Raw genomic sequence first — 14,553 nt, 5'->3', positions numbered from 1 at the left:
AATGTCGCGAAATTACACTTCCTATGGCATCAATATGAACTAAAAAATTGCCAGTCGATATGCTATTCTCAATCTGAATAGCAATGACTGGCAATTATGATTTCATACACTTTCATAGGAAGAAGGATGGACGACAATGAGCAAAAAGCTGCGTATTGGGATAATCGGAACGGGGGGCATCGCTAGGGCTCATATATCTGCATACAAAAAGCTAACCTACGTTGAGATCGTTGGTGTGGCGGATGTTATTCCAGGCAAGGCGCTCGCATTTGCGCAGGCGGAGGGCTTGGCGGAAGCGGCTTCTTTTGACAGCCATACTGAGTTATTGCGGATGGATTTGGATGGGGTCAGTATTTGCACGCCCAATGTCTCTCATCACGTGACTACGGTTGATTCTTTGCGCTCGGGCAAACATGTGCTGCTTGAAAAACCGATGTCAGTCACGCTTCAGGAAGGGATAGAAATGACGCAGTCGGCGAAGGAGAGCGGGAAAATGCTAACGCTAGGTTTCCAGCCGCGCTATGACCCGAATATGAAGCTGTTGCAAACGATTGTGCAATCGGGACGCTTAGGTAACGTGTACTATGTGGAGACAGGGGGCGGACGCCGCCGAGGTATGCCAGGAGGTACATTCATCAGTCAAAAGCTTGCAGGAGCCGGAGCGATGGCCGATATTGGTTGTTACTCACTGGACATGGCGCTCAACACGCTGGGATACCCTCGACCGCTAACAGTGTCCGCATTCACGTCTAACCATTTCGGCACAAACGCACTGTATCATCCCGAAGCAAGCAAGTTCGAAGTCGAAGATTTCGGTGTAGCGATGGTGCGCTTCGAGAACGATCTTGTGCTGCAGTTCAAAATATCGTGGGCAATGCACATGGATACACTTGGCGCAACGATGTTTCTTGGTACAGATGCGGGTCTTAAAGTCACGCCAGCTGGTGTTGGACCATGGTCGGGTGTGTGGGATGGAGCAGTTGGATCCATTACGCTATTCCATGATGAATTCGGAGGTCATACATCAACCCCGATTCCGCTCGTCGAGCATAAATTAAATCTGTTCGATCAAAAAGTACACGATTTTGCCGAAGCGATTCGGGACGGTCGACCAGCTCCGATACCCGGTGAACAAATTCTCATCCAACAAGCGATTATTGACGGAGTGCTACGGTCAGCAGCAGCCCGCCGCGAGGTATCCGTTGAGTTGCCAAGATAAACGATTATCTAATAAGGGTTGCTCCACCATGATGTCGTAACACGGGGAAACAGTTTCCATTAGGCAGAAGCATCATAGTGAAGTATCATTTAAAACAGGGTGATATCAAATGTTCATTTCTCCTATGATGCTGTACAATGCCAAAAACAATAAGCCATTTTACAGTAAGAATCATATAGCGGAATTAAAATTAGATGGTTTACGTTGTATTGTTTCCAACATGGATAAACTATATGTGTACACGAGACACAATGACTTGGTTACGCATAAATTTCCTGAGTTACTAAGATGTCCTGTACCTGAAGGAACCATACTTGATGGTGAATTAGTCGTGTTGGATGATCAAGGGAAACCTGACTTTGAAGCGATGTCCGCGAGGTTTTTATCTAAGACAAATAAGCAACCTGTGGTTTTTTGTGCTTTTGACATTTTACGATACAAAGGAATAGACGTCACGGGCTTAAGCTTACTTAAGCGTAAAGAGCTATTGGATCAAGCTTTCACTGAAAATGAGAATTATAAAAAAGTGACCATGTTTGAGGGAAATGCTGTTGATTATTTTGAGCAGATTCGCGAGCGTGGTCTTGAAGGCATTATCATTAAATCTACGAAAGAAAATTCCAACTACGCCATAAATAAACGGTCGATTCAATGGCAAAAAGTGATTAATTGGACTTATGCAGATGTATACATTTCAGGTTATAGAAAAAGCAATTTTGCTTTTCTGGCCTCTATTGATGCAGCAGATGGATCTAAGTTACCAGTAGGAATCATTGAATCTGGCTTATCACCAAACCATATAGAAGCCATAGAACGTGTGAAGAGACGCTTAGTATTCAAGGAAGACAAGAATTTTGCTTATATGGAACCTCGGATCATGGCCAGAATTAAGACGAGGAGCTGGACCCAAAGCGGGAGACTGCGTTCACCGGAATTTATAGAATTCGTTATATGAGCTTGGAGAGAGTGGAAGCACCTAGGAAGAATGGGTGATTTCAGTCTCTTTTTTTCCACATAAGAAAGTATAAGCTTTCGATTTCCGAAAACCGCTTGCTTATTGGCGATAAAACCTACCATATGGCGATGGAGGCCTGTTCAAGGGCAGGGCATATTTGTCCGCTATTTGGCAGAACTCGTGTTGGTAGACCCGAGTCAGAAGGGTCACTCGACCTATTAGTAACGAACGTGGATAGCCTCTGGTCTTACGGACGAGATGAGCAGCGCCAGATGTTCTGTAAGTCGTGGTCGACCTCGCCAGAACCAGCCGAGGATTTAAGCGTCAATTTAAGCGGCGTCATGCTGTTGGAACGAATGGCTGTGTTGGAGAAGCAGAGCTTGTTGAACGAGTAATAAGAGGTGGGGCAGGTGATGGACAGGAGCTCCAGCCCCCGACCCCAGCCCAGACCCCAGAAGCCAGAACCTGGCCCCCGAATCTTAGCTAACGGACATCGGAGCCGCTATTTGCTTAAAATGAGAGGTTTTGAAAATCTAACGGACACAGATGACGTTATTTCATGAAATCCATCAACAATTGGGGGATTAATGCCATAATAACGGCTTTGGTGTCCGTTAGTTACTGAAATGTGCAATTCTAGTAGAAATAACGCTCGTCATGTCCGTTAGAAGCTCTCCAAGCACCATGGACTAGACTCCCAAAAGTGGGATTACCAGTAGAAATATGACCGCTATTAAGCTAAAGAATACCTATAACAATGCGACTTACTTATCGAAAGCGCAGCAAATCTACAGCCTGGATCCAGACGAAGCTCGTCAATGGCAGCAAAGTGAATGATCACATGGAGGGCACAGGAGCAGGTATCGTGAAGTTACGTACAATTACGGCACTTATCTTGGCGCTGCTACAGCCTTATACATGGCTACGGGTACAGCTAGTTATTTGACAGATGCGAATAATGCAGCTAATTACGTCATCACTAATATGACCTCGGCGACCACGCTAATATATGAAGGGGAAATGACGACCCTGGATTCAAAATGGTTTTTGCCCGGAACCTCAATCGACTTCGCACACAAGCGGGTCTAACACGAACAGACGTGGATTTGCCAGCTCGAAAGGGAATACCAATTATTTGAATGTAGATCGATTGTCAGGCTTATAAGGCTTGCTAATCAAGGAAAAGGTTAAAAAAATGCACTAGTCAAATAATGTAAGATGCTTTAAGCTTGACTCATTGATGGATTGCGATGAGGAGGCTGTGACAGTGGAAATCAAATTATTTAAAGCGTTATGGGGCATGGAAGGCTCTCTAGAGTCCCAGTTTGAGCGAATTGCTGCTGCGGGCTATGACGGAATTGAGGCGCCCATGCCTACGCTTGCGGAGGAAGATCAGTTCCGTAAGCTACTGGAAGCGCATCAATTGGACTATATTGCCATGGTATTTACCATGGGACCTGATCATGTCGCTTCCTTTGGCGAGCAAGTGGCACGTGCGGTTTCATTTCGTCCGATTAGCATTACGTCACATAGTGCCAAGGATTCGATGCCTTTTGAAGAGCAAGTCGAGTTCTTTCGTGAAGCAGCTGAAATTGAGAAGAGATATGGGATTGCGATTGGCCATGAGACTCACCGAGGCCGATCATTATACAATCCGTGGGAAACCGGAAGGCTGCTGGATGCCGTACCTGGGATCAACCTAACAGCTGATTACAGCCACTGGTGCTGTGTAACCGAGACCACCTTGGAGCAACAAGAGGAGAACCTGCGCAAATCCTTCTCCCGTGTACAGCATATTCACGGCCGCGTAGGTTACGCACAGGGACCGCAGGTACCAGATCCAAGAGCACCGGAGTATGCACACGAATTGCAGCGGCATATGAGTTGGTGGGATAGTATTGTCCAAGCCAAGCAAGCTGCAGGCCAAACGACGATTACCTTTACCCCAGAATTTGGTCCTCCGGGTTATTTGCACACCTTGCCGTACACGAACCAGCCTGTTGCAGATTTATGGGAAGTGTGCCTTTGGATGGGAAAACATTTCAAAGGACAATATAAGAGTATCTAATCCAATTACTCTCTGTTGAAGGTACACATCATGATAAGAAAAATACAGATCACGCTAACAAAATTACAGAAAATGCCTGCGTCAAGACTTATCGTTATCGCTTATATGATCGGCATACTGCTTATTGCCGTCCTTCTTAAATTACCTATCAGTTTAAAGTCGGGCGCCACAATCTCTTTTGTGGACGCCCTCTTTACATCAGCCAGTGCTGTCAGCGTGACAGGCTTGACGACTGTTGGCATCAAAGATACGCTAAGCGGCTTCGGAATTGGCGTACTGATCATTGCTTTTCAATTCGGCGGCATTGGCGTCATGACACTAGGTAGCTTTTATTGGCTGTTGTTCGGGCAGGAGATTGGATTGCTGCAGCGTAAGATGATAATGATTGATCAGAATCGCAACAACTTATCTGGATTGGTTCAATTAATGCAGCTGGTGCTGGGCTTTACGCTGATCCTTGAGGCGATTAGCACAGTAGTGTTTGGCTTGTATTTCTATCTCGCCGGCGAGTACGGATCGATATGGAGCGCCCTGTACTATGGGATGTTTCATACGATTTCGGCGTTTACGAATGCTGGTTTTGATCTGTTCGGCAATTCGTTGCTCGATTATTCGGAGGACTATTTCGTACAGGTGTTTACAATCGTCTTGATTGTTTTAGGCGGTATCGGATTTCCAGTACTGGCTGAGCTGCGAGAGTACTTGTGGGGCGGACATACGAATTTCCGATTCTCCTTGTTTACCAAGCTGACACTCGTTACGACATCTGTGTTATTGCTGTTCGGCGCGATCGGCTTTTGGTTAACGGAGCGGACACATGCTTTGGCTGGGATGAGCTGGCATGGGAAAATACTTAGTGCACTCTTCACCTCCGTCACATCTCGCAGCGCAGGGCTTACTACCATTGATATGTTCACAATTACAGAGGCAAGCTTACTGCTTGTATCCATTCTGATGTTTATTGGGGCAAGCCCATCTAGTATGGGAGGCGGTGTTCGCACAACGACTGTAGCCGTTATTGTACTGGCACTTGTTGCATATGCTCGCGGTGAGAAGGAGCCGAAGGTCTATGGTCGGATGATTAGCCAAGAGGACTCGCTCAAAAGCTTTGTGTTTTTCCTCACTGGCATCGCCCTGCTCCTTGCAGGGGTGTTCATGCTGCTGCTGGCAGAGCCGAATCGCTGGGGAGTGTCCGCTATCCTGTTCGAGGTCGCTTCGGCATTTGGAACATGCGGTTTATCTACGGGCATCACCGCTGAGCTTGGCAGCGTTAGCAAAATCTCGCTCATCGTGCTCATGTTTATCGGACGCATCGGACTGTTTCTGTTCTATTCCTTATTTACCAATGGGAAAAAGAAACCTCTCATCCGGTATCCGGAAGAAAAGCTGATCATAGGTTGATCGGCTATACACATTTAAACCGAGGTGGATCATATGATCTATCTCGGTTTTTTTATGAATGCTATGCTCGTTGGCGATGACACTGATAGAGCAACAGTAGGTAACTACTGGATATTTCAAACCTTTTCTGTACTTTATCCCACCTATAATCCACTTCCCATACCGTATACAGGCACGCATTGGACAGTGAATGAATCGATTGACTTTCTGCGTCAGCGTGATGCTGAAATGCCTTTCTTCATGTGGACCAGCTTTGAGGCACCGCATCCACCCTATGATCCTCCAGAATCATTTGTTAGGCTGTATGACGGCGTGGAAATACCTAAGCCTGTAGCAGCGGACTGGGATGCTACGGAGGGAGTTCCTGAATGGATTCGTGCTAGGAAGTTAAGTTATAAGCTGCCTCCACACATTGTAAGTATGGCAAGGAAGCATTATTATGCGCAGCTGACTCATATTGATTATGAGTTAGGGCGATTATTTGGTGAATTAAAGAGTCAGCATCTTTGGGATAACACGGTTGTCATCTTCACATCGGATCATGGAGAAATGCTGGGAGACCACGGACTGTTTCACAAAACGTGCTTCTATGAATCTTCGGCCAAAGTTCCGTTCCTTCTGAAACCGCCGAAAAATTGGGAAGGCGAACTAACACCTTCGACGGTAAGCACAACACCTATCCTATTGGCTGATATTTACCCGACTATGCTTGAATTTGCAGGCTGCTTGCAGGAGGATGATCGGAAGAGGGATGGTCGAAGCTTGCTGGATTTGAGCACTTTAGCCGAGGAGCGTCCGTGGATCTATGGCTATATGAATGATCAGGACGGGTTGTATATGGTGACGAACGGCGAGTGGAAATATCTATATTATGTTTGCGGGGGGGGGGGGGGTGAGCAATTGAAAACGACGAATCCTTTTGCTTGGCGAGGCCCAATGCGATATGGCGGAAATTGGTAGAATGGGGTGTGGATCGTGATTGGAAATTATTTGAATACCACAAGTTGTAAAATGTTATAATAGATGAAGGTGCAGCCTAGGATCACTCTGTGGCTGCTTTTCTTTTGAAATCTGGGGGATTTTGACGGCAGAAGTCGAATTCACAAATAATTTACCCAGGAAAGTGAAACGTGATTGAATTTCATGCGTATCAGATAAGGGAGTTCACTAAAACAGGTAAGCGAAGGGAGGTGACCTCGTTGACAGTTAGTTTAGTCAAAGGTCAAAAGATCGATTTAACAAAAGGTAACGCAGGTCTTTCTAAAGTTGTGGTTGGGTTAGGTTGGGATCCTGCTGTTGTAGAGAAGAAGGGATTCTTCGGTTCGAAGAAATCGGCAGTCGAAATTGATTGCGACGCATCCGTTATTTTATTGGATGAAAAGGGAAGAATAACGAACCAGAAGCATGTAGTTTATTTTGCTAATCTACAAAGCCCTGATGGCTCGGTCGTTCACTCTGGTGATAACCGTACGGGCGATGGCGATGGTGACGATGAGACAGTTTCCGTTAATTTAGGACAAGTTCCGGCTGATGTGAGCAAAATTGTTTTCGTTGTTAATATCTATGACTGTGTGAACAGAAAGCAAGATTTCGGGCTTATTCAATCCGCCTATATTCGTGTGTTGAATGGTGCGAATCAACAAGAGTTGGTGAAGTTCAATCTAACCGACAACTATTCAGGCATGTCCTCCCTCATTGTTGGTGAAATTTACCGTCACAGCGGCGAATGGAAATTTAGCGCAATCGGTGAAGGCAGCACAGATACAACCATTGGACAATTGGTCAAAAGATATCAGTAATTGCTTAGCAATAAATTAGCTAAATCCTATATAAAGAGAGGTATTTCATATGTCAATTTCATTATCTAAAGGCCAGAAAGTCGATTTGACGAAAACAAACCCAGGCTTGACGAAAGTTATCGTTGGCTTAGGTTGGGATACGAATAAATATGATGGCGGCAAGGATTTCGATTTGGATGCTTCCATTTTTGCAGCGAACGCTGCTGGTAAAGTTGCCAACGAATCTGATTTTATTTTCTACAACAATCGTAAAAATTCGAACGGTTCTATCGAGCACAAAGGTGACAATCGTACGGGCGCAGGTGATGGCGACGATGAAGTTATCAGCGTTGATCTTAGTGCGGTGCCGGCTGAAACTGAGAAAATTGCTTTCTGTATTACGATTCATGATGCAGAAGCAAGATCGCAAAATTTCGGACAAGTTTCCAACGCTTACGTACGTGTACTTAACGAGGGATCTGGAGCCGAATTAATTCGTTTTGATCTTGGTGAGGATTTCTCCGTTGAAACAGGTGTTGTGATTGGTGAGCTTTATCGTCATAGCGGCGAGTGGAAATTTAGTGCAATCGGCAGTGGATATAAAGATGGTTTAGCAGGGTTGGCTCGCGATTATGGTTTGCAAACTTCTTAAGATTGAAGTCTAATAAATAAGGTGGTGCTTTCTGAGCATCACCTTCCCTACTCTTCTGAATCAATTCGACTCGAGAAACGGTGTTCACTTGACCAGCTTTGTTGCGTTATGGATTGGAAATCAATGATCCGAGGAAACGACATGTGATATCGGAGAATGATATAGATGGGGCTAGATTGCATAATTACGAATAGCTAATAACACAGGGGGTCCACATTAATGTCAGAATTTTTCCAAAGCTTTGTTGATAATTTCATGAACTTTTTTAGTTGGGACATACTCTCAGCTACCCTCACAGATCCCGTTAACTGGGGAATCATCGGTACACTTATTATCCTAGAGGGATTACTTTCCGCAGATAATGCACTCGTACTTGCTGTGATGGTGAAACACTTACCGAAGGAACAGCAGAAGAGAGCCTTATTCTACGGTCTACTAGGTGCCTACATATTTAGATTTATAGCGATTGGCATAGGTACGTTCTTAGTCAAGATCACCTGGATTAAAGTAGCCGGTGGGGCGTATCTTCTCTGGATTGCTTACAGTAATCTCTTTATGAAGAAACATGATGATGGAAGCGGGGAAGTCAAGAATAAAGGTCTTTCCTTCTGGCGTACAGTGCTTGCTGTAGAAATCATGGATATTGCATTTAGTGTCGATAGCGTTCTTGCTGCATTCGGCGTAAGTGATAAGGTATGGGTATTGTTCTTAGGTGGTATCTTGGGCGTTCTGATGATGAGAGGCGTCGCGCAAGTCTTCTTGAAACTCATTGACAAGATTCCGGAATTGGAAAAAACAGCGTTTATTTTGATTATTGTTATCGGTCTCAAAATGATTGCTGGCGCATTCGGTTTCCACGTTTCACATGTGATCTTCTTCTCCGTCATTATTGCTTTGTTCGGAGGAACCATTATTCTTAGTATGCTTCGCAAAAAGGACAAGTCAGGATCTGTAAAAGAATCATAAGAAAAACTAAAACCTACCTCTAGACGCGGTCGCTCATCGTTGAATGGCCGCGATAGAGGTTTTCTTATAAAGAGGGAGGAATCGGCATGCGATATTTCAATTATTTAACCGCGGATGAAGAGAAAGCTTTATTTTACTTACCGCCGAATTCCTTCCATAATCATTCGCACAAAGACATTTTAGCTCATTCCGTTGGCGCTGCCTTGTACATGCCAGCGACCCGTCGTACGTTCGCAGAAGATATTGCCTTTGGTAAAATCGAAGGCCTAGTGTCAGTTGTCCTTGATTTAGAGGATGCCGTTGGTGATAACGAAGTGCATGCTGCGGAGGAATCACTTATTGGGCAAATGAACCAGATCGCCAATTGGGTGGATGTTGGTATTTTAAGCTCAGACAATCTGCCATTGATATTCGTTCGCGTGAGAAGCGTGAATCAGTTGAACTATGTGCTGGAGAGGTTGGAGGAGAATGTCGGCCTTCTAACTGGTATTGTATTTCCGAAATTTACTATGGACAATGGCGAGGATTATTTTCAAGTTCTAGAAAATTACAATGATGAGAAATCGGAAACGGCACCAACCTTATACGGATTACCGATTCTGGAATCTGCCTCGATTATTTTTAAAGAAAGCCGCACTTCTACCTTACTGGCGATTAATGAAATTATAACGAATTTTAAGGATTTATTATTAAATGTACGGATTGGCGCTACTGATTTCTCAAGCTTATTTGGGCTCCGCAGAAGTCCGGACCGAACCATTTACGACATCGCACCTATTCGGGATTGTGTCGCGGATATTATTAATATTTTTGGGCGTATGGAGGCTTGCAACGTGATCTCTGGACCTGTATGGGAATATTTTCCTACGAAAGGGCTCATTCACGAAGCGATGCTGGATAAGGAAAATGGCATGATCGGCAAAACCATTATTCATCCCACGCACATTAAGCCAGTTCAATCGCTCTATGCGGTCACGCATGAAGAATATACGGATGCCACGAGTATTCTGACGAACCATCATGGCGACCTCGGGGTGATGAAGAGCGCCTACGGCAATAAAATGAATGAATTCAAGCCCCATTTCAATTGGGCGAAACGTATTCTTTTACGATCACAAATATATGGGGTGCTGCATGAACAACAATCCTTTGATGGACTATTCATCCAACCTGACCGAGCGTACGTATAAAATCGCTGGCGATCTGGAGCTTCACGTCACCGTGACCTCCAATCCCCATGGCATCCCACTGGATGCGTTATTCGCAATGGCGGCGAGAATTAATAAGAAAAGATCCTTTTTGTTCGTGAGCAAGGTGCTCGGCAAACATATCCCGGTGAATCCATACACCTCACTGTTAAGTGGAACTACACTCGCGTTGTTACTAGAGCAAGCTTTACAAGGAACGAAGTCAGAAGAGAAGGTGCAGCAAGCTATTGCGGGGCTCGTATATCCGGAGAAAGCAGAATCGGCCTATAAGGCGATCATGTCTGAGCGTATACATTTGCAGCAACCCATCGCTTTCATTGGATTTGCTGAAACAGCGACGGCTATTGGTCATGCGGTATATGAGGCTTTTGGGCAGGGAAGTCATTATTTACATACGACACGTGAAGTCATTGAAGAATCACCGACCATCCTTCAGTTCGAAGAGGAGCATTCGCATGCCATGGCACACTACGGCTATTCGGACGACCCTGCCATGCTTGCTCAGCCCGAAATTCTCGTTCTCGTTGATGATGAGATTACGACAGGCAAAACCTCGCTCAATATTATTCGTGACCTGCAGGGAAAATACCCAAAGAAAGTCTACTACGTGCTAGCGTTGCTCGATTGGCGTAAAGAGGAAGACATTTTGCAATTTGCTCAATTAGAGCAGGAGTTAAACATCACGATTCATGTCATTTCACTGATTCGAGGGAAGACGACGGTATTTGGCTCTAGCGAGAGCTTATCCCTCCAAGCACCTAGTCCTTTGCAAGAGGAGCGAACGGGACTCCTGCAAATCGCTTATGTGAATCATCTATTCTCACACGCGCCCTTTGCAGGCAACCGTCCCTATTTGCAGCATAGTGGAAGATTCGGTCTTACACCATCCAATAACAGACAATTGGATCGTTCCATCACGCAAACAGCAGAGCGACTCAAACGTATGCGTGCGGGGATCAAGACTCTTTGTGTTGGTACAGGGGAGTTTATGTATATCCCAATGCGTATTGCTGCTGAGATGGGTGCAGGAGTGTCTTATCAATCCACAACACGCAGTCCTATTCATATTATTGAACAGAGTGACTATGCAGTGAAATATGGACATGCTTTTCCTTCACCAGAGGATGAACATGTCGTGCACTTTTTCTACAATATCCCGTACGGCATGTACCAGGAGCTTTTTCTTTTTATGGAAAGAGAAGCCTCCCCCTCATCGATGGAACCAATCTTGCGCATTCTCCAAACAAGGGGGCTACACACCTTGCATATCGTCTTCTTTTCACCTCAAACGGTTGATTGGAAGGAGGCTAAAGTATGGAAGCTTGGCGATCCAGACCAATAGCTGCGCCCCAACCGATGGGCAGCTATTCGCCAGCTGATGTGACATTTCTACTGAAGGATATCAGCGATGTACAGTTGGAAGTCGCATTAGATGCCAGAGAACGGGCCATTCAATCCGGCACCCACTATTCGGAAATGCTTCCGCAAGAGCATCTGCCATCCTCGGATTATTTGACTCTTTATCAAGAAACCCTAGAGCAGTCTGCAGAGAAAGTAGCCGTATCCGTGGGGGCCGTAGCCGAGATTATCCGAACTAAGAAAGGGCCGAATACCGTTCTAGTTTCCTTAGCTAGAGCGGGTACGCCTGTCGGTATTTTGATTAAGCGATACTTGCAAGATATCCATCAGCTGAACTTACCGCACTATAGTATCTCGATTATTCGTGGCAAGGGGATCGATGAGAACGCTCTCTTGTACATGTTGCAGAAGCATCCTGATGCAAAGCTGCAATTCATTGATGGGTGGACAGGCAAGGGAGCCATACGTAAGGTGCTTACCCAAGCTTGTGACAAAATGGCAAGAGAATACGGGATCATCCTGGACGATGATCTAGCGGTGCTCGCTGATCCGGGTCATTGCACGGATATGTTCGGAACCCGCGAGGACTTTCTCATTCCAAGCGCATGCTTGAACTCGACGGTCTCTGGTTTGATGAGCCGTACGGTGCTGCGCGACGATCTGATTGGACCCCATGATTTTCATGGCTCGAAATATTACAGCGAATGGATAGATCAAGATCAGTCAACTCATTTCATCGATACGATTGTGCCTTATTTCAGTGAGGTGACCAAGGAAGCTCAGGCAATTGCTCAACAAATTTTAACCCATCCACCTGAGATTTCCTGGTATGGCTTGCGAGATATTCAAGCGATTCAGACGACCTATCAGATGGCAGATATCAATCTGATTAAGCCAGGAGTAGGAGAAACGACTCGCGTGCTGCTCAGGAGAGTACCGTGGCGGATCTTGGTAGACCGCATGGATAATCCGCATATTCGGTATATCCTGCTTTTAGCTGAGGCACGTGGGGTACCCGTTGAAGTGTATCCCGGTCTCACCTATTCATGTTGCGGCCTCATACAATCCGTGAAAGGAGATACCGAATGATTTATGCAAGTGATTTAGATCAGACCTTAATCTATTCCCAGCCGGCAGATCGTGCAGAGCATTGGGGAGATCGTATCATGATCGCTGAGCTTATTGATGGCAAGGTAAGGTCCTATATGTCTTCGAATACGTATCAACGCCTGCAAGAGCTGATGAATGAACTCATTTTCATACCTGTGACAACCAGAACTATTGCACAATATGAGCGAATTCATCTCATCAGTCAAATCCTGAAACCCCAATATGCGGTGACTAGCAATGGGGGAAATATGCTGATTGATGGCAGGGTGGATACGGAATGGCGAGATCATGTGAGGACACGCGTTAGCGAGTCGAGCTCTCCAGTAGAAGATGTTCGCCCTATTATGGATAGCGTTCTCGGTCAGGATTGGGTGATCAGCTCAAGCTTTTGCGATGAGTTATTCTACTCCCATATCGTCGATCGCGACCGCATGCCGCTGCAGGAAATAGCCGATCTCAGCACACAGCTGAAAGGGATGGGCTGGCGCACCTCTGTTCAAGGAAGAAAGGTGTATATCGTCCCTGAGGCTGTGAGCAAGGGTGCAGCGGTCGCACACCTGAGCCAGGTTCTTGGCGGACGGAAAGTCATCGCTTCCGGAGATTCACTTCTGGATCAGAGCTTGTTAGACATCGCGGATTATGCCATTGCTCCTGGTCATGGAGAGTTATTCCGCCAAGAGCAAATGGGACAGTCCGGGAACTATAGATTCACCGAAGAATCCGGTATTTTCGCAGCGGATGATATCACTTCATTTGTACATTCTACACATAGAGAGCACAAAAAGTTGCTCGTAAAGGAGCCCTCATGAAAAAAGTATGGTTTAACCGTTGGTTTTCTGTCGCTTATCATTACATGAACAGCATTCGTAACAATGAGGATGGGGCTCAGTTCAAAATGTATGCTACGCATCCAGATCGTTCTCATATGGCGCTGAGATCGGCAGATTTTGCGGATACCGAGCCTGTTCTCGCCGCCGATGACTACGTGGAGTTCGCGCTGAGCTTTTGCAAGCAGCATGGTATCGATGTATTTATCCCTAGGTTGCATATGTACGCCATAGCTAAGCATATTGATGATTTTGAAGAAATAGGCACAAAAGTGACAGTTTGCCGCGATCTAGAACTCCTCGAAAGCATCATGGAAAAACAAAAGTTTTACGAAAACATACGACCTAAGGGTATCGTCGCGATTCCCGATTATCATGTGGTAAATACGGCGGAGCAGTTTCTTAGGGCTCATGAGGCGCTTACAGCGGCCGGTCACGGGATCTGCATGAAGCCAACCAATGGCGAAGGCGGCAATGGATTTCGGATTGTCAGCAATAAGCGGAATGCGCTGAGTGATATGTTTGGACCGGTAATGCCGTATCTAACGAAAGAGCAGGTGTACCAGAACTTATCGACTGTGGAATGTTTTGATGACGTCATGGTTATGGAATTACTTAATGGCTACGAATACAGCATTGATTGTTTGGCTTCCGCATCCGGCGAGCTGCTTGCCGCTGTTCCACGTCGTAAGGCGGATGGACGCTTGAGGCTGTTAGAGGAAGTTCCAGAGCTGCTCGAGCTGGCTAATCAAGTAGCTGCCACGTACCGCATGCCTTTTAATTACAATATTCAAATCAAATACAATCAGGGTGTCCCGAAGCTGCTGGAGATTAATCCTAGAATGTCGGGGGGGCTACAAGTTAGCTGTCTGTCAGGTGTTAATTTTCCATATTTAGGGGTGAAAGCGGTTCTTGGTGAAAAGGTTGACGTCCAAAAGCCTACCTTCGGGATATTGGCGAGTCATCTGGAGCAATATGTTATTATGAATCTGGGTGAATAATAAGTAGCG

At 45.7% G+C, this 14,553-nt stretch carries 16 protein-coding genes; all 16 read left to right on the top strand.

Annotated features, from left to right (window positions below; translation table 11 throughout):
* Positions 1 to 136 precede the first annotated feature (136 nt).
* A complete protein-coding gene (locus AC58PQ_RS18745) occupies positions 137 to 1,219 on the top strand; it encodes a Gfo/Idh/MocA family protein (protein WP_497244141.1) in 1,083 nt (360 codons plus the stop codon).
* 109 nt (positions 1,220 to 1,328) lie between these two features.
* Entirely contained in the window at positions 1,329 to 2,174 is an 846-nt protein-coding gene (locus AC58PQ_RS18740; RefSeq protein ID WP_497244139.1) for an ATP-dependent DNA ligase, read from the top strand.
* 122 nt (positions 2,175 to 2,296) lie between these two features.
* Positions 2,297 to 2,569 (top strand): hypothetical protein, encoded by a 273-nt coding sequence (locus AC58PQ_RS18735; protein WP_497244137.1) that lies wholly within the window; start codon positions 2,297 to 2,299, stop codon positions 2,567 to 2,569.
* Between the two features lie 362 nt (positions 2,570 to 2,931).
* Positions 2,932 to 3,120, top strand: coding sequence for a hypothetical protein (locus tag AC58PQ_RS18730; protein ID WP_497244135.1), 189 nt, complete (start codon positions 2,932 to 2,934; stop codon positions 3,118 to 3,120).
* A complete protein-coding gene (locus AC58PQ_RS18725; RefSeq protein ID WP_497244133.1) occupies positions 3,093 to 3,263 on the top strand; it encodes a hypothetical protein in 171 nt (56 codons plus the stop codon). Before AC58PQ_RS18730 ends, AC58PQ_RS18725 begins: the two co-directional genes overlap by 28 nt.
* Before the next feature lie 178 nt (positions 3,264 to 3,441).
* The gene (locus AC58PQ_RS18720; RefSeq protein WP_497244131.1) at positions 3,442 to 4,242 is read left to right on the top strand and encodes a sugar phosphate isomerase/epimerase family protein; all 801 of its coding nucleotides are present in this window, start codon (positions 3,442 to 3,444) and stop codon (positions 4,240 to 4,242) included.
* 30 nt (positions 4,243 to 4,272) lie between these two features.
* Positions 4,273 to 5,643, top strand: a complete 1,371-nt coding sequence (locus AC58PQ_RS18715; protein WP_497244129.1) for a TrkH family potassium uptake protein — start codon at positions 4,273 to 4,275, stop codon at positions 5,641 to 5,643.
* 33 nt (positions 5,644 to 5,676) lie between these two features.
* Positions 5,677 to 6,603, top strand: coding sequence for a sulfatase-like hydrolase/transferase (locus AC58PQ_RS18710; RefSeq protein WP_497244127.1), 927 nt, complete (start codon positions 5,677 to 5,679; stop codon positions 6,601 to 6,603).
* Between the two features lie 239 nt (positions 6,604 to 6,842).
* Positions 6,843 to 7,442 (top strand): TerD family protein, encoded by a 600-nt coding sequence (locus AC58PQ_RS18705; protein ID WP_497244125.1) that lies wholly within the window; start codon positions 6,843 to 6,845, stop codon positions 7,440 to 7,442.
* A 49-nt stretch (positions 7,443 to 7,491) separates the two neighbouring features.
* Entirely contained in the window at positions 7,492 to 8,073 is a 582-nt protein-coding gene (locus AC58PQ_RS18700; RefSeq protein WP_497244123.1) for a TerD family protein, read from the top strand.
* Positions 8,074 to 8,292: 219 nt separating this feature from the next.
* Positions 8,293 to 9,039 (top strand): TerC family protein, encoded by a 747-nt coding sequence (locus AC58PQ_RS18695; protein ID WP_497244121.1) that lies wholly within the window; start codon positions 8,293 to 8,295, stop codon positions 9,037 to 9,039.
* 86 nt (positions 9,040 to 9,125) lie between these two features.
* Positions 9,126 to 10,229: an HpcH/HpaI aldolase/citrate lyase family protein gene (locus tag AC58PQ_RS18690; protein ID WP_497244119.1), complete on the top strand. Its 1,104-nt coding sequence runs from the start codon at positions 9,126 to 9,128 to the stop codon at positions 10,227 to 10,229.
* Positions 10,174 to 11,589, top strand: coding sequence for a phosphoribosyltransferase family protein (locus AC58PQ_RS18685; protein WP_497244117.1), 1,416 nt, complete (start codon positions 10,174 to 10,176; stop codon positions 11,587 to 11,589). The genes AC58PQ_RS18690 and AC58PQ_RS18685 overlap by 56 nt, the downstream gene beginning before the upstream one ends.
* A complete protein-coding gene (locus AC58PQ_RS18680) occupies positions 11,562 to 12,695 on the top strand; it encodes a cysteine protease StiP family protein (protein ID WP_497244115.1) in 1,134 nt (377 codons plus the stop codon). Before AC58PQ_RS18685 ends, AC58PQ_RS18680 begins: the two co-directional genes overlap by 28 nt.
* On the top strand, positions 12,692 to 13,525 hold the full coding sequence (locus tag AC58PQ_RS18675; protein ID WP_497244113.1) for an HAD family hydrolase: 834 nt from the start codon (positions 12,692 to 12,694) through the stop codon (positions 13,523 to 13,525). The genes AC58PQ_RS18680 and AC58PQ_RS18675 overlap by 4 nt, the downstream gene beginning before the upstream one ends.
* Entirely contained in the window at positions 13,522 to 14,544 is a 1,023-nt protein-coding gene (locus AC58PQ_RS18670; protein WP_497244111.1) for an ATP-grasp domain-containing protein, read from the top strand. Before AC58PQ_RS18675 ends, AC58PQ_RS18670 begins: the two co-directional genes overlap by 4 nt.
* Positions 14,545 to 14,553 lie beyond the last annotated feature (9 nt).

The organism is Paenibacillus sp. J22P143, assembly GCF_059692035.1.
Note: the sequence above shows the minus strand (reverse complement) of the source record. Positions and strands in the feature narration are given on the sequence as shown.